Raw genomic sequence first — 13,921 nt, forward strand, 5'->3', positions numbered from 1 at the left:
CGGCGGCGCGGCCTGCGCCTCATGTCCAGGGTTCACTGGCGCCTCACTTCAGCACGATCCAGTCGGAGGCCGGCACCATCTGCTTCTGCTTCACGTCGGCGCGATAGATCCGGCCCACCGGGATCGAATTACCCTTGATCGAAATCGGCACGCCGATCAGGCCGCCCGTGTCGAAATCCTTGATGCCGTCCAGCGCCGCCTTCATGTTGGCGCTGGTCAGCTCCTTGCCGGCGTCCAGCGTGCGCTTGGCCACCTCGGTGAACAACATCGCCGCCAGGAACCCCTGCATGTAGCCCGTGCTCTGGTACGTCGGGCGCATCTCGCGGATCTTCTTCAGCATCGGCGCATCGGCCGCGGTATCGTAGTAGTAGCGGTACGGCATCACGCCCATGAAGCCCTCGGCGTCCTCGCCCATCTGCATCACGGTGGAGTTGTCCATGGTCCAGAACGTGCCCATGTAGCGCGTCTTCAGGCCCATGCGCTTGCCCTGCCCCACGAACTCGGGAATGGGCGCCAGCACGTAGCCGTGGAAGATGGTGTAGTCCGGATCGGCGCGGCGCAGTTTGATGACCTCGGTCGACACGTCCACGCTGCCCGGCGGCGTCATGATCTCGGTCGCGACCTTCAGGCCCAGCTTTTCCGCCACCGCGCGCGAGCTGGCGATGGGATCGCGGCCGAACTCCGTGTCCGAATACACGAACGCCACCTTGGCGCCGGGCTGCTCCTTGGCGATGTAGCGCAGCAGGATGCCGAACATTTCCGTGTAATCCGGTCCCAGCATGAACTGGGCCGGATACTTGGCCGGATCGTTCAATTCGGTGGCAAACGACGCGCCGGTCATCAGGATATCGCCCGTGCGGATCAACTCGGCATTGATGGTCTTGGAGAAACCGGTGGAGTCGCCGTAGTAGAAGTTCACCTTGTTCTGGCTGGTGATCTTCTTGAACGCCGCCACCGACGCATCCACCTTGTAGGCCGTGTCTTCCGGCACGTAGCGCAGCTTGCGCCCCTTCACGCCGCCCTGGTCGTTGACGATCTTCACGTAGTCGGTAATGCCGGCATGGATGCCCTGCCCCGCGAAGGCGAACACGCCGCTCAGAGGGATGGAGCCGCCCAGCACCAGGTCCTCGGCCCCCTGCGCGGCCGGCGCCGCTGACAGGGCCGCCGCCAGGCCCAGGGGGGCCAACAACCTCGATAAACCGCTGCCGATCCGGATGCGCTTCATGGTTAGTCTCCTGAGGGTCTTATGGATGGCCGCCGCCGCGCTCGCCTCGCATGGGCTAGGTGCGGAAGGGCCAGAGGTGGAAGTAACGGCGCACGCGCCGCCAGATTTCCGCGAGCCCGTGCGGCTCGAAGATCAGAAAGCCCACGATCAGCAGGCCGAAAACAATGGTGCGCACCGGCGAGATCAGGCGCAGCGCGTCGCCGCCCACCGGCAGCCAACCGACGATCAGCTTGAGCAGTTCCGGCACCATGGTCATGAAGATGGCGCCCAGGATGGAGCCCAGGATCGTGCCCATGCCGCCCACGATAATGGCGGCCAGGAAGAAGATCGACATGATCAGCGGGAAGCTCTCGGGGGTGACGACCCGGAAGAAGTAGGCCCACATGCCGCCCGCCACGCCCGCATAGAACGAGGACAGGCCGAACGACAGCAGCTTGTAGCGCAACAGGCGTATGCCCAGCACCTCGGCCGAGATGTCACGGTCGCGTATGGCGATGAAGGCGCGGCCGATGCGCGTGCGGAACAGGTTGGCCGCGCCCAGCACCATCAGCGCCGTCACCGGCACGATCAGCCAGTAGATCTTGAACGAGGTGTCCAGGTCCACGCCCAGCACCCGCGCCGGCGGCACCTGCATCCCCGTCGTGCCGCCCGTGAACTGCCAGTTGGCGAAGATGAAATGCGCGATGAACGAGGCGGCGATCGTGGCGATGGCCAGGTACAGGCCCTTCACCCGCAGGGACGGAATGCCGACCAGCAGACCACCCAGCATCGCCACCAGCCCGCCAGCCACCAGATTCAGCAGCACCGGCGTGCCCAGCCGCTGCTCCAGCACCGCCACCGTGTACGCCCCCAGGCCCATGAAGGCCGCCTGCCCCAGGCTGACCAGGCCGGTATAACCCGTGAGGATGTTCAGCCCCGTGGCACTGGCGACATTGATGGCCACCAGGCAAGCCAGGTACAGCCAGTAGGCATCGGCCACGAAGGGGAACATGACCAGGGACGCGGCCAGCAAGACCAGCCACGCCTTCTGCGTACGGGTGTCGAACAGCGCTTCGTCCGCAAGATAAGTCTGCTTGGCAGTCGCGATGCGCATCGGTCAGAGCCTCTCGATTTCACGGGTGCCGAACAGGCCGTAGGGCCTGACCATCAGCACCACCACCAGCACGATGAAGGTAGCCAGCAATTTGTATTCGCCGCCCATGTAGGCGCCGGCCCAGGCTTCCAGCAGGCCGATGAAGACGCCGCCCACCAGGGCGCCGGCCACGCTGTCCAGCCCGCCCACGATCACCACCACCAGCACCGACAGGCCGAACACGCCCATCGACGAAGAAATGCCGCCGATCGCGCCGACGATTACGCCCGACACCGCGGCCAGCGCGCCCGCCGCCACCCAGGCCAGCGAGAACACGCGCGGCACGTTGATGCCCATGGCATACGCCGCGCCCTGGTCCGAGGCCGTGGCGCGCAACGCCACCCCGCCGCGCCAGTAGCGGAACACCACCAGCACCAGCAGCGCCAGCACCACCGCCACCCAGAAACCGTAGAACACCTTGGGCGCGACGAATGCCTCGCCTATCATCACCGGCGAACGCGGCATGAATTCCGGCAGGCGGCGCTGGTCGGCCGTCCAGATCAGTTCCACCGCGCCCACCAGGATCGACGCCAGGCCCACCGTGATCATGAACACCGAGATCGGCGCCTCGCCCAGCATGGGACGGATGGTCAGGCGCTCGACCACGGCGCCCAGCGCACCCGACACCACCACCGCGCCCACGATGGCCAGCCAGATCGGCCACTCCATGCCCGTGGCGAAGGCGTAGAACACGTAGGCGCCCAACATCAGGAATTCGCCGATGGCGATGTTCACCACCCGGGTCGCCTTGTAGACGATGACGAAGGCCAGCGCCGCCAGCGCATAAAGTCCACCGCTGCCCAGCCCGGCCAGCGTGACTTCCAGGAAGAACAGCCAGTCCATCAGGCCGCCTCCCGCAGGCGGCGGCGCAGGTCGCCGACGTCGCCCGCGCCCAGATAGGCCTGGATGACATGGGGATCCGCCTGCACCTGCGCAGGCGTGCCGTCGGCGATCACCTGGCCGAAGTTCAGCACCACCACGTGGTCCGACAGGTCCATGACCATGCCCATGTCGTGCTCCACCATCAACACCGTCACACCCCATTCGGAGCGCGCGTCCAGGATGAAGCGCGCCATGTCGTCGGTCTCTTCGCGGTTCATGCCCGCCACCGGCTCGTCCAGCATCAGCACCTTGGGATTCATGGCCAGCGCCCGCGCCAGCTCCACGCGTTTCTGCAGGCCATAGGACAGCGCGGCCACCGGCGCGTGGCGGATGTGGTCGATTTCCAGGAAGTCGATGATGCGTTCTTCGATGTCGGCGCGCAGCGCCATTTCTTCGCGGCGCGCCCGCCCCAGATAGAACAAGGCGTCCAGCACATTGGTGCGCAGGTGGGCGTGGCGGCCCAGCTTGATGTTGTCCAGCACGGTCATGCCGCGGAACAGCGCAATGTTCTGGAAGCTGCGGGCCAGGCCCAACCGCGCGCGTTCCGGCGCGGCCATGCGCGTGATGTCGCGACCCTGGAAGCGGATCTGCCCGGACGCCGGACGGTAGAAACCGGAAATGGTATTGAACAGCGAGGTCTTGCCCGCGCCATTGGGGCCGATGACCGTGGTGATGGACCCAGGCGCCACGCGAAAGCCCACGCCGGTAAGCGCCTTGACCCCGCCGAACGCCAGCGTGACCCCATCCACCTCCAGCAAGGCAGTGCTGTCGGACTGATCCACCATTTGTCTCCTCGCTTTTACATGCGAAGTTTTTATCGACGTCGGTCTGGCGAACCCGCGAGGCAGGAGATGCAACGAACCTGTCTTTACCTACGCCAGTACAGCGCCGGAAAATCGTTCTATGCGTTACGCTAAGCGTGCTTAAAAGAAAACCAAGCAAGCGCTCGGTTCAGACCATAGCATCGCGGTTTTTGGATCGACAGCTGGTACTTACCCGATAACGGAGACTCGCCATGACCCAAGGACTTCCCGTCTTCCAGACGCTGTTTCTGGAGACCGACGGCGCAATCGCGACCGTGACGCTGAACCGCCCCGATGCCCTGAATGCCATCGACGTGGCGCTGGCGCAGGACCTGCAAGGCGCCGCGCAATGGCTGGAAACGCGCGATGAAATCCGCGCGGTCCTGCTGCGCGCCACCGGCAAGGCTTTCTGCGCCGGCGGCGACATCAGCATGTTCATGGGCGACCCGGCCCAGGTGCGCGCCACGCTGCTGGACCTGTTCACGCCGTTGAACGATTTCATCGCGCGCATCGCCCGCATGGACAAGGTCTGGATCGCCCAGGTGCACGGCATCGCCGCGGGCGCGGGCCTGTCGCTGGTGCTGGCCTGCGACCTGGCCATCGCCGATGCCGAGGCCCGCTTCATGACGGCCTATCTCAAGCTTGGAGCGACGCCGGACGCCGGCATGACGCACGGCCTCACGCGGGTGCTGGGCGCCCGACGCGCGCTGGACCTGCTGCTGCGCCATGACGCCTTCTCCGCGAACGACGCGCTGGCCTGGGGCATCGTCACGCGTACCGCCGCATCCGGCGAACTTGCCCAAGCGGCGCAAGCCTATGCGCAGGACATCGCCCGCCACGCGCCGCACGGCATCGCCGGCGCCAAGGACCTGTTGCGTTCGGCCGAGCACGCCACGCTGGAAACCCAGCTGGCCGAAGAAACGGCGCGCTTTTTGGACACGGCTGCGCGCCAGGATTTCGCCGAAGGCGTGCGGGCGTTCCGCGAGAAGCGGACGCCGCAGTTCAAGGGAAAGTAGGCCAATGCACGCACGCGGCGCCGGCTCTACCCGCCGTTGCGCAGCCCGCTCCAGTCCGGCGCGCGCTTTTGCACGAAGGCGCTCAAGCCCTCGCGCGCCTCGGGCGTGGCGGCTGCATTGCAGAACACTTCGACCGCCGTCGCCACCCTGCGACGGTATTCGTTGTCGTTGCTGTAGACGAAGGCGCGCCGCCCCATCGCCAGGACTTGCGGCGGCTTGTCCGCCAGCGAGCGCGCCAGCAGGCGGGCCTGCTCCAGCAATTGCGCCGCGGGCGCGACGCGCGCCACCAGCCCCAGCCCGTGCGCCTCTTGCGCATCGAAGATGCGCCCGGTGAACAGCAGGTCGAACGCCCGGTGCTTGCCCACGATGCCCGGTAGGTGCACGTAGTGGATCGCCGGCAAGACGCCGACATCGATTTCCGGATAGCCGAAAGTGGCGGTATCCGCGGCCACCACCAGGTCGCTGGAAATGGCCACCGTCATGCCGCCGCCGCGCACCGCGCCCGACACCACCGAGATCGAGGGCTTCGTCAGGTTGAACTGCGTGTCGTAGAGCTTGATGTACAGCTTGGACAACAGCGCATGAATCCGCGCCGGCGTGCTGTCCAGCAACTTCTTCATGTCCAGCCCGGCGCAGAAGCGCCCAGGCAAATCGCTGGCCAGCAGCACGGCGCGCACCGCGGGATCGGCATTGGCCCGTTCCAGCGCGGCGATCAGCGCGTCCAGCATGTCTTCGTCCAGCGCATTGACGGGCGCATGGCACATATGGATTTCCGCAATCCGATCGCGGACTTCGTATCGCAGGAATGTCATCTGTCTTCTCGCATTCAGGAATGGGTTTGCACGCTGCCCGACGCCAGCAGCGCTTCGATTTCAGCTTGCGCGTAGCCCAGCTCGGCCAGGACTTCGCGAGTGTGCTCACCCAGCACGGGCGCGGGCAGCGCAGCCTGGCGAGGCTGGCGGCCGAACCGTATCGGCAGGCCGACGTTGCGGACCTCGCCCAGCACCTTGTGCTCACTCTTGACGATCAGTTCGCGGGCAGCGACCTGCGGATGCGCCAGCGCTTCGTCCAGCGTGTGGATGGCGGAACAAGCAATGCCCGCGGGCTTGAGCGCATCCAGCCATTGCGCCACGCTGCGCGTCTGCATGCGCGCCTGGACCAGCGCGACCGTCTCGGCAAAATGGCGGACCCGGTCGGCGTTGGTCGCGAATTGGGGCGCATCGACATGGTCCTGCAGTCCCGCGACCGCGCAAAAGCGCTGCCATTGCGCATCGTTGCCCACGCCCAGCATGATGTCTCCATCGGCCGCGCGAAACGCCTGATAAGGGCACATGGCCGGATGGCCCGTGCCCATGCGGCGCGGAATCTGGCCGGTGCGCCAGTAGTTCTGCGCCATGTACGACATCAGGCCAAGCGAAGTGTCCAATAGGGAAACGTCCAGATACTGTCCCTTGCCGGTCTGGCTGCGCTCCAGCAGCGCGGCCAGGATCCCGCTCAGCGCGAACGAGCCCGTGCCCAGGTCCACCGGCGAGAAGCTGGCGCGCGCGAAATTTCCATCAGGCTCGCCCATGGTGCTGATCATGCCGCTGAAGGCCTGCAGCATGACGTCATAGCCCGGCTCCTCGCCCATCGGGCCCTCGCGGCCATAGCCCGATATCTCGCAGTACACCAGACGGGGATTGAGGCCGCTGAGCGTCTCGTAATCCACGCCCAGGCGCGCGGCGGTCTTGCCGCCAAAGCCCTGCAACACCACATCCGACTGTTGCGCGAGGCGGTGCACCACGGCGCGCCCTGCCGGCGTCTTGAGATCCACGGCCAGGCTGCGCTTGTTGTGGTTCACCGCCAGGAAAGTTGCGGATTGGCCGGCATCCTGCGGCAGCCAGGCGCGCGTGTCGTCGCCCTTGCCCACGGGTTCGACCTTGATCACCCGCGCGCCCAGTTCGCCCAGATACTGGCCGCATAGCGGCCCGGCCAGCACCTTGCTCAGGTCCAGGACGGTGATGTTCTTCAACGGCATCATGCGTGCTTCAGTCGACATGATTACTGCTCGCCCTTCAGGCCGATGGTTTGCGCAGCCTGGGTCCATTGCGCGGTTTCGCGCTTGAAGAACGCATCCAGTTCGGCGGGAGCGACTCGGAAAGCCTCCGCGCCGCGCTCCTGCATCGCCTTGCGGTAGGCATCGCTCGCGACCACTCGGGCCACGGCCTCGCGCAGCTTCTGCACCACGTCCGGCGGGGTGCCCGCAGGAGTCTGCAGGGAGAACCAGAATTTGAGATCCAGGCTGGGATAGCCCGCCTCCTTCAGCGTGGGCACGTCCGGCAACAAGGGCGAACGCTCGGCGGCGGTAATCGCCAGCGCCCTCAGCCGGCCGCCTTGCACCTGGCCGAGGCTGGTCGACATGCTGTCGAACAGGAAATCGACCTGCCCGCCGATGACGTCGGTCACGGCGTTCGCGCTGCCCTTGTAAGCCACGCCCACGGCCTGAAAACCCGCAAGCTTCTGCAACGACGCGCCATAGACGTGCGGCGAACTGCCGGGGCCGAAGGTGGCATAGCTGAGCCCGTTCTTCATGTCGCGGCCGCGCTGGACCAGCTCGGCCAAGGTCTTGACCGGCGTGCGCTCGGGATTGACCACCAGCAGATTGGGCATGGCGCCCGTCGTGCCGACCGGCACATAGTCCTGCAGCGGAGCCATCTTCGCGCTCGGGTACATCAGCGGATTGATGGCCTGCATGGCCACCGTGTTGTGCATCAGCGTATAGCCATCCGCGGGACCGTTCAGCACGCTCTGGTAGCCGACATTGCCGCTGGCACCCGGCTTGTTCTGCACGATGACCTGCTGCCCCAACTCGCGCGCCAGAGGCTCGGCCACCAGGCGCGCGATGAAATCAGTCGGACCGCCGGCCGAAAACGGCACGACCAGCGTAATTGGCTTGGCAGGCCAGGTACCTGCCAACGCCGGGCCGGACAGCGCCGCCGCAGCCGCGCAAGCGGCAAGAATTCTTTGGAACGCCATGATGTCTCCGTTGTGTTCTTAGAGGGATGGCGTCCATTATGCGAAGCGTCTTGATATATTAGAAATACCGTTTAAATATGCAGGCCATAATAAATTTGTGATGGCCTGCCTGCACGAGGTTCACGCATCATGTCGATGTCCATCCGCGCGATGCAATGCTTTGTCGCCGTGGTTTCCACTGGATCGATCAGCCGCGCCGCCGCCGCGCTCCATGTCGCGCAACCCGCGCTAAGCCTGCTGATACGCAATCTGGAAGAGGATCTGGGCGTGGTGCTGTTGCATCGCAGCGCCCGCGGGGTCACGCCAACGGCTGCGGGATCGCGCATGCTGGCGCACGCGCGCGAGATACTTGGCCGCATCGACGCGGCGCGCGCCGACGTGCGCGAAGACCTCAGCGCACCGCGCGGGACCGTCTCGCTGGCCATGTCCATGTCCATGGCCAAACTGCTCACCGTGCCGCTCCTGCGCTTTTCCCTGGAACACTGGCCCGGCGTCTACCTGAAGATCATCGAGTCCAGCACCGGGTACATCCCGGGCTTCGTCAGTTCCGGCCATGCCGACCTGGGACTGACCTTCAGCGACGACGCCTCGGTCGACCTGCGCTTCCAGTACCTGATAGATGAAGAACTGGTCGTGGTTTCGCCGCCGTCGGCCAAGCCGCGCAAAAAGCCGGCCCCAGCCGCGCTACGTGCGCTGCCGGTCATGGATCTGCACGCGCTCGCCGAATTGCCGCTGGTATTGCCTGGCAGCCAGCACAGCCTGCGCCGCCTGCTGGACCAGTATCAACAACAGGAGCGCGCCGAATTCCGCGTCATTGCCGAGGCCAACGCCATTCCGCAACTGATCGAACTGGCGCAGGCTGGCATCGCGCACACCATCCTGTCTTACGCGGCGGTGCACCAGGAAGCCGCGCGCGGCGAGGTCATCCTGCACCGCATCGTCAAGCCGCGCCTGGCGCGGCCCGTGTTCCTGTGCAGGTCCGATGTCCTGCCATTGTCCATGGCAGCATCCGCCGTGGCCGACCGGGTCAGCCGCATCATCACGGACTCCCGACCTGGCGACGCGCCCACCCGGGCCAGGTTCAGATGACGCGCTTTTCCACCGCCTGCGCCCAGCGCCGCGCCACCACCGGCGAAGTGGCGCAGGTCGCGGACTCGGTCACCACGCGCACCGCGCGTTCCAGCAGCTGGATGTCGGCCTCGTGCTGGCGGGCCACATGCGGATCTTCGAAGAAGATCACGCGCTGGCATTGGTGTTCCAGCACCAGCTCCGCGATCTGGGCGTCGCCGCCCAGCGGCCCGCTCAGGTAGCGGTGCACCCAGGGCGTATCCTTGGGCCAGCCGCGCGACCAGGCCAGGTCGTTCAAGCGGCCGCCGGTGGTGCCTGTGGCCACGCGCCGCGCAAACCGCGACAGCACGTCGAAATGCTCGCTGGCGAACGCCACCATCTCGTCCTTGAGCGCATCGTGGGCGATCAGCGCCACGGTCTGGCCGGTGAAGTTGAAATGGCGCGAAGCCGAGACATCCGGCGGCAAGCCGGCATGGACGCGTTCGACTTCCATCCATTCGATGGCGCCCGCGAGCGTCGAAATGAACGGACGGCCGTGCGTGATGCACTGGCGCTTGAGCGCCAGCGCCTCCGGGAAAATCGATGACGGGTCGACGGGATCGATCAGGTAGATCGCGCCGTCGAACGGCGCCTGCCCGTCGCGCCCTTCCGTCACCCGGGCCACCAGCTTCATCAAGCCGCCCTCACGGCCGTAGGGATAGCGGATCAGCCCACCGTAGCCCTGCAGCATGCCCTCGCGCACGATCGCATCGTGGGTGCGGCCGACGGTGTGCAGCTGCACCCCCAGCTCGCGTATCGTGCCCGAACATGCGCGCAGCCAGGTAAACAGCGCGGCATCGGGAGTTTCGTGGTGCAGCCGGTTGGCGGCCAGGCCAAAGCGCAATTGGGCAGCGGGCATCGGTGGACTCAGGGAGGTAGGGACGACAGGAAGATCCTTGATGATACCGTGGCGGACATGGCCGCGGCGGGTTCGGCCCGCATCTGCAGCGCTCCAAAACAAAAAACGCTCCCCGCAGGGAGCGTTTTCGACTCAGCGATCAATCCGCCTCATCGATCCAGGCCATCTGGATGGCCTCCAGGATCTTTTCACCACAATGCGCGGGGTCGTCGTTGAAGCCCGGCAAGGCCAGGACCCACTCGCGCAGCTGCACGAAACGCAGCGTCTTGGGATCCTCGTCGGGGTGCGCGTCGAGCAGCGCTTCGGCGATCTGGTAGGTGTCGGTCCACTTCATCAATGGCCCTCTTTGGCGTGGTTGATGGTGTACTTGGGAATCTCGACCGTCAGGTCGGCGTCGGTCACCAGCGCCTGGCAAGACAGGCGCGAGGTCGGGGTCAGGCCCCAGGCCTTGTCCAGCAGATCCTCTTCGTCGTCGGTGGCGTCTTCCAGCGAAGAGTAGCCCTGCTTGACCACCACGTGACAGGTCGTGCACGCACACGAGAGTTCGCAGGCGTGTTCGATATCGATGTGGTTGTCCAGCAGCACGCGGCAGATCGACACGCCCTTCGGCGCGTCTTCGATTACGGCGCCTTCCGGGCAGTAGTCGGGATGAGGCAATACAGTCAGTTTCGGCATAGCGTGTTATCAGGCAATCTCATCAAGTTTGCGGCCCGCCAGCGCGGCGCGGATGCTGCGATCCATCCGGCGCGCAGCGAAATCATCGGTCGCGGCCGACAAGGCCTGGACTGCGTCCTTCACCGTGTCCACGTCCTGGGCGTCCTGGGCTGCCATGGCGGCCTGCAGGCATTCGTCCACGCGCTTGCGTTCCTCGGCGTCCAGCAAGTCGCCGTCGGCGGCCAGCGCGGCCTGCACCGACTCGACCAACTGGCGGGCGTCCACTTGTTGCTCCCGCAGCATGCGGGCGCGGGCATCGGTATCGGCTTGCGCCACGCTGTCGGCCAGCATCTGCGCGATCTCGTCATCCGTGAGGCCGTAGGACGGCTTGACGGACACCATGGCCTCGACGCCTTTGCTCTGTTCGCGCGCGGTCACGCTCAGCAGGCCGTCGGCGTCCACCTGGAAGGTCACGCGGATGCGCGCGGCGCCAGCCACCATGGGCGGAATGCCGCGCAGTTCGAAACGGGCCAGCGAGCGCGAATCGGCGACCAGGTCGCGTTCGCCCTGCACCACGTGGATGCTCATGGCCGTCTGGCCATCCTTGAAGGTCGTGAATTCCTGCGCGCGCGCCACGGGGATGGTGCTGTTGCGCGGGATGATGCGCTCCACCAGGCCGCCCATGGTTTCCAGTCCCAGCGACAGCGGAATCACGTCCAGCAGCAGCCAGTCCTCGCCAGGCGCACGATTGCCTGCCAGCAGATTGGCCTGCAAGGCGGCGCCCAATGCCACCACCTGGTCCGGATCCAGATCGGTCAATGGCTGCGAGCCGAACAGCTTGCCCACGGCCGCGCGCACGACCGGCATGCGCGTGGCGCCGCCGACCATCACCACGCCGCGCACGTCGGCCGGCGTCAGCGCAGCGTCGCGCAAGGCGCGGCGCGCGCAGTCCAGCGTACGGACGATGAGAGGCTGGGCCAATTCTTCGAATGCCGCCCGCGTCAGGCTCGTGTCCACGGTCCTGCCGTCGGACAATGCCAGCTTCAGGCTGGCGGCATCCGCATCCGACAAGGCTTCGCGCGCGGCGCGCGCCGACATCAGCAGGCGGCGGCGATCCGCCGGCGTAAACTCGCCGGGAGCAAGCCCCGCCACCACATGATCGACGATCAACGCATCGAAGTCGTCGCCGCCCAGCGCGGTATCGCCGCCCGTGGCGATGACTTCGAACACGCCCTGGGTCAGGCGCAGAATGGAAATATCGAATGTGCCGCCGCCCAGGTCGTACACGGCATACACGCCTTCGGCGGCATTATCCAGGCCGTAGGCGATGGCCGCCGCCGTCGGTTCATTCAGCAGGCGCAGTACGTTCAGACCAGCCAGACGGGCGGCGTCGCGCGTGGCCTGGCGTTGCGCGTCATCGAAATAAGCGGGCACAGTGATGACGGCGCCGACCAGATCGTCGCCCAACACGTCTTCGGCACGCTGGCGCAGGACGGCAAGGATCTGCGCCGATACTTCGACCGGGCTCAGGTCGCCCTGGACGGTGCGGATGCGCACCATGCCGGGCGCGTCCACGAATTCGTAGGGCGCGCGGCTGGCGCGCGCCTCTTCCAGCGAACGGCCCATGAACCGCTTGACCGAAACAACGGTGTTCAACGGATCCTCGGCCTGCTGCGCCAGCGGCTCGCGGCCCGTGGTGACCTTGCCGCCCGCGAAATAGCGCACGGCGGAAGGCAGCAAGGCGTGGCCCTGCGCATCCGTCAGCACTTCGGCGACGCTGCTGCGCACAGCCGCGACCAGGGAATTGGTAGTGCCCAGATCAATCCCGACCGCCAGCTTGCGCTGGTGCGGCGCGGGCGATTCGCCAGGCTCGGATATCTGCAATAAGGCCATGATTCTGCTTTTATGGTCAGTAGGCGGCGCGATGCCGGCGCCCGCCTCGCGGGCGCTCCGGCGCGCCCTGGGCTATGCGGCGGGCTGGGCGTGCGCCAGTTCTTCCGCCAGCTTCTCCACGAACATCCATTCCCGCACCTTGAGCCCGGCCGCCGCGTAGTCGCGGTCCTGGTCCAGCAAGCGGGTCAGCGTGGCCCGCATGGTGGCGCGCGCCTGCTGCAACTCCGCTTGCAAGGCCGCCAGGCCGTCAGCGTCGTCGCGCGCGTCGTCCAGCATCTCGCGCCAGGTCATCTGCTGCATCAGGAACTCGGGGTCCATGGCCGTGTTGCTCTCGGTCTGCAGGTCCACGCCCGCCTGCTCGCACAGGTAGCGCGCCCGCAGCAAGGGATCGCGCAACAGGCGGTAGGCCTCGTTGGCGCGCGCCGCCCACTGCATGGCGACGCGGCGTTCCGCGGGGCTGGCAGTGGCATAGCGGTCGGGATGCACCTGCGCGGCGACAGCGCGCCAGGCGGACTCAAGCGCCTGGGCGTCCAGATCGAAGCGCGCCGGCAAGCCGAACAGGCTGAAGTGATCGTCTACAGCCAAGACCTACACCGTGAACGACTCGCCGCAGCCGCAGGTCGCCTTCTCGTTGGGGTTGCGGAACTTGAAGCCTTCGTTCAGGCCTTCGCGGGCGTAGTCGAGTTCGGTGCCGTCCAGGTAGGACAGGCTTTTCGGGTCGATGAAGACCTTCACGCCGAAGCTTTCGAACACCACGTCTTCCGGCGCCACGTCGTCCACGTATTCGAGCTTGTAGGCCATGCCGGAGCAGCCCGTGGTCCTAACGCCGAGCCGCAAGCCGATACCCTTTCCGCGCTTCTGCAAGTAGCGGCCGATATGGGTGGCAGCCTGTTGGGTCAGGGTAACGGACATGTTCAGCCCGCCACAGCTTCGGCCGGGGCCGTATGCTTTTCTTTGTAGTTCTGCACCGCGGCCTTGATCGCGTCTTCGGCCAGGATGGAACAGTGGACTTTCACGGGCGGCAGGGCCAATTCTTCGGCGATCTGCGTGTTGCGGATGTTCATCGCTTCGTCCAGGGTCTTGCCCTTGACCCATTCGGTCACGAGCGAGCTGGAAGCGATGGCCGAACCGCAGCCGTAGGTCTTGAAGCGCGCGTCTTCGATCACGCCGGCTTCGTTCACCTTGATCTGCAGCTTCATCACGTCGCCACAGGCGGGTGCGCCGACCATGCCGGTGCCCACCGATTCGTCCGACTTGTCGAACGAACCGACGTTGCGCGGGTTTTCGTAGTGATCCAGAACTTTGGTGCTGTAAGACATGTTAATTCTCCACGAA

At 66.0% G+C, this 13,921-nt stretch carries 16 protein-coding genes; 2 read left to right on the forward strand and 14 right to left on the reverse strand.

All coding sequences use genetic code 11. From position 1 onward, the window contains the following. Positions 1–43: 43 nt before the first annotated feature. The 4 genes from AXYL_RS19550 to AXYL_RS19565 are packed head-to-tail and all read right to left on the reverse strand — an operon-like array spanning position 44 to position 4,024. Complete coding sequence (locus tag AXYL_RS19550) at positions 44–1,225, reverse strand: ABC transporter substrate-binding protein (RefSeq protein WP_013394581.1); 1,182 nt, start codon at positions 1,223–1,225, stop codon at positions 44–46. 55 nt (positions 1,226–1,280) lie between these two features. Next, on the reverse strand, positions 1,281–2,318 hold the full coding sequence (locus AXYL_RS19555) for a branched-chain amino acid ABC transporter permease (RefSeq protein WP_013394582.1): 1,038 nt from the start codon (positions 2,316–2,318) through the stop codon (positions 1,281–1,283). Between the two features lie 3 nt (positions 2,319–2,321). Continuing rightward, positions 2,322–3,200 carry a branched-chain amino acid ABC transporter permease gene (locus tag AXYL_RS19560; protein WP_013394583.1) on the reverse strand — a complete coding sequence of 293 codons (879 nt, stop codon included), beginning with the start codon at positions 3,198–3,200 and terminating at the stop codon, positions 2,322–2,324. Then, positions 3,200–4,024, reverse strand: a complete 825-nt coding sequence (locus AXYL_RS19565; RefSeq protein ID WP_013394584.1) for an ABC transporter ATP-binding protein — start codon at positions 4,022–4,024, stop codon at positions 3,200–3,202. The genes AXYL_RS19560 and AXYL_RS19565 overlap by 1 nt, the downstream gene beginning before the upstream one ends. A gap of 230 nt (positions 4,025–4,254) precedes the next feature. On the opposite strand from AXYL_RS19565, the gene AXYL_RS19570 reads away from it, so the two are divergent. Continuing rightward, the gene (locus tag AXYL_RS19570; protein ID WP_013394585.1) at positions 4,255–5,058 is read left to right on the forward strand and encodes an enoyl-CoA hydratase/isomerase family protein; all 804 of its coding nucleotides are present in this window, start codon (positions 4,255–4,257) and stop codon (positions 5,056–5,058) included. A gap of 26 nt (positions 5,059–5,084) precedes the next feature. Here AXYL_RS19570 and AXYL_RS19575 read toward each other — a convergent pair whose 3' ends face one another. From AXYL_RS19575 to AXYL_RS19585, 3 genes are read right to left on the reverse strand one after another with little or no spacing between them, the layout of a single operon-like run. Next, positions 5,085–5,870: an enoyl-CoA hydratase/isomerase family protein gene (locus tag AXYL_RS19575; protein WP_041654010.1), complete on the reverse strand. Its 786-nt coding sequence runs from the start codon at positions 5,868–5,870 to the stop codon at positions 5,085–5,087. A 14-nt stretch (positions 5,871–5,884) separates the two neighbouring features. Beyond that, on the reverse strand, positions 5,885–7,096 hold the full coding sequence (locus AXYL_RS19580; RefSeq protein WP_013394587.1) for a CaiB/BaiF CoA transferase family protein: 1,212 nt from the start codon (positions 7,094–7,096) through the stop codon (positions 5,885–5,887). Positions 7,097–7,098: 2 nt separating this feature from the next. After that, positions 7,099–8,073: a Bug family tripartite tricarboxylate transporter substrate binding protein gene (locus AXYL_RS19585; protein WP_013394588.1), complete on the reverse strand. Its 975-nt coding sequence runs from the start codon at positions 8,071–8,073 to the stop codon at positions 7,099–7,101. A gap of 129 nt (positions 8,074–8,202) precedes the next feature. Between AXYL_RS19585 and AXYL_RS19590 the strand changes: the two genes are divergently transcribed. Continuing rightward, positions 8,203–9,162, forward strand: coding sequence for a LysR family transcriptional regulator (locus AXYL_RS19590; protein WP_013394589.1), 960 nt, complete (start codon positions 8,203–8,205; stop codon positions 9,160–9,162). Here AXYL_RS19590 and AXYL_RS19595 read toward each other — a convergent pair. From AXYL_RS19595 to iscU, 7 genes are all read right to left on the reverse strand, one after another. Beyond that, on the reverse strand, positions 9,155–10,039 hold the full coding sequence (locus AXYL_RS19595; protein WP_013394590.1) for a methylglyoxal synthase: 885 nt from the start codon (positions 10,037–10,039) through the stop codon (positions 9,155–9,157). The genes AXYL_RS19590 and AXYL_RS19595 overlap by 8 nt on opposite strands. 139 nt (positions 10,040–10,178) lie before the next feature. Further along, complete coding sequence (gene iscX / locus AXYL_RS19600) at positions 10,179–10,373, reverse strand: Fe-S cluster assembly protein IscX (protein WP_013394591.1); 195 nt, start codon at positions 10,371–10,373, stop codon at positions 10,179–10,181. Continuing rightward, positions 10,373–10,714 (reverse strand): ISC system 2Fe-2S type ferredoxin, encoded by a 342-nt coding sequence (gene fdx / locus AXYL_RS19605; protein WP_013394592.1) that lies wholly within the window; start codon positions 10,712–10,714, stop codon positions 10,373–10,375. Before fdx ends, iscX begins: the two co-directional genes overlap by 1 nt. A 9-nt stretch (positions 10,715–10,723) precedes the next feature. After that, entirely contained in the window at positions 10,724–12,586 is a 1,863-nt protein-coding gene (hscA, locus tag AXYL_RS19610) for a Fe-S protein assembly chaperone HscA (RefSeq protein WP_013394593.1), read from the reverse strand. Positions 12,587–12,658: 72 nt separating this feature from the next. Continuing rightward, positions 12,659–13,171, reverse strand: a complete 513-nt coding sequence (gene hscB / locus AXYL_RS19615) for a Fe-S protein assembly co-chaperone HscB (protein WP_013394594.1) — start codon at positions 13,169–13,171, stop codon at positions 12,659–12,661. 3 nt (positions 13,172–13,174) lie between these two features. Beyond that, positions 13,175–13,498, reverse strand: a complete 324-nt coding sequence (gene iscA, locus AXYL_RS19620) for an iron-sulfur cluster assembly protein IscA (RefSeq protein WP_013394595.1) — start codon at positions 13,496–13,498, stop codon at positions 13,175–13,177. Positions 13,499–13,500: 2 nt separating this feature from the next. Then, positions 13,501–13,905, reverse strand: coding sequence for a Fe-S cluster assembly scaffold IscU (iscU, locus tag AXYL_RS19625; protein WP_013394596.1), 405 nt, complete (start codon positions 13,903–13,905; stop codon positions 13,501–13,503). Positions 13,906–13,921 lie beyond the last annotated feature (16 nt).

Origin of the sequence: Achromobacter xylosoxidans A8, assembly GCF_000165835.1 — a bacterium.
GTDB lineage: Bacteria > Pseudomonadota > Gammaproteobacteria > Burkholderiales > Burkholderiaceae_B > Achromobacter > Achromobacter xylosoxidans_B.

Coding starts and splice junctions, on each gene's coding strand:
- AXYL_RS19555 (WP_013394582.1), bottom strand. CDS start 2,318: ATGCGCATCGCGACTGCCAAGCAGACTTATCTTGCGGACGAAGCGCTG.
- AXYL_RS19560 (WP_013394583.1), bottom strand. CDS start 3,200: ATGGACTGGCTGTTCTTCCTGGAAGTCACGCTGGCCGGGCTGGGCAGC.
- AXYL_RS19595 (WP_013394590.1), bottom strand. CDS start 10,039: ATGCCCGCTGCCCAATTGCGCTTTGGCCTGGCCGCCAACCGGCTGCAC.
- iscA (WP_013394595.1), bottom strand. CDS start 13,498: ATGTCCGTTACCCTGACCCAACAGGCTGCCACCCATATCGGCCGCTAC.
- iscX (WP_013394591.1), bottom strand. CDS start 10,373: ATGAAGTGGACCGACACCTACCAGATCGCCGAAGCGCTGCTCGACGCG.
- fdx (WP_013394592.1), bottom strand. CDS start 10,714: ATGCCGAAACTGACTGTATTGCCTCATCCCGACTACTGCCCGGAAGGC.
- AXYL_RS19570 (WP_013394585.1), top strand. CDS start 4,255: ATGACCCAAGGACTTCCCGTCTTCCAGACGCTGTTTCTGGAGACCGAC.
- AXYL_RS19550 (WP_013394581.1), bottom strand. CDS start 1,225: ATGAAGCGCATCCGGATCGGCAGCGGTTTATCGAGGTTGTTGGCCCCC.
- hscA (WP_013394593.1), bottom strand. CDS start 12,586: ATGGCCTTATTGCAGATATCCGAGCCTGGCGAATCGCCCGCGCCGCAC.
- AXYL_RS19580 (WP_013394587.1), bottom strand. CDS start 7,096: ATGTCGACTGAAGCACGCATGATGCCGTTGAAGAACATCACCGTCCTG.
- AXYL_RS19585 (WP_013394588.1), bottom strand. CDS start 8,073: ATGGCGTTCCAAAGAATTCTTGCCGCTTGCGCGGCTGCGGCGGCGCTG.
- AXYL_RS19590 (WP_013394589.1), top strand. CDS start 8,203: ATGTCGATGTCCATCCGCGCGATGCAATGCTTTGTCGCCGTGGTTTCC.
- iscU (WP_013394596.1), bottom strand. CDS start 13,905: ATGTCTTACAGCACCAAAGTTCTGGATCACTACGAAAACCCGCGCAAC.
- AXYL_RS19565 (WP_013394584.1), bottom strand. CDS start 4,024: ATGGTGGATCAGTCCGACAGCACTGCCTTGCTGGAGGTGGATGGGGTC.
- AXYL_RS19575 (WP_041654010.1), bottom strand. CDS start 5,870: ATGACATTCCTGCGATACGAAGTCCGCGATCGGATTGCGGAAATCCAT.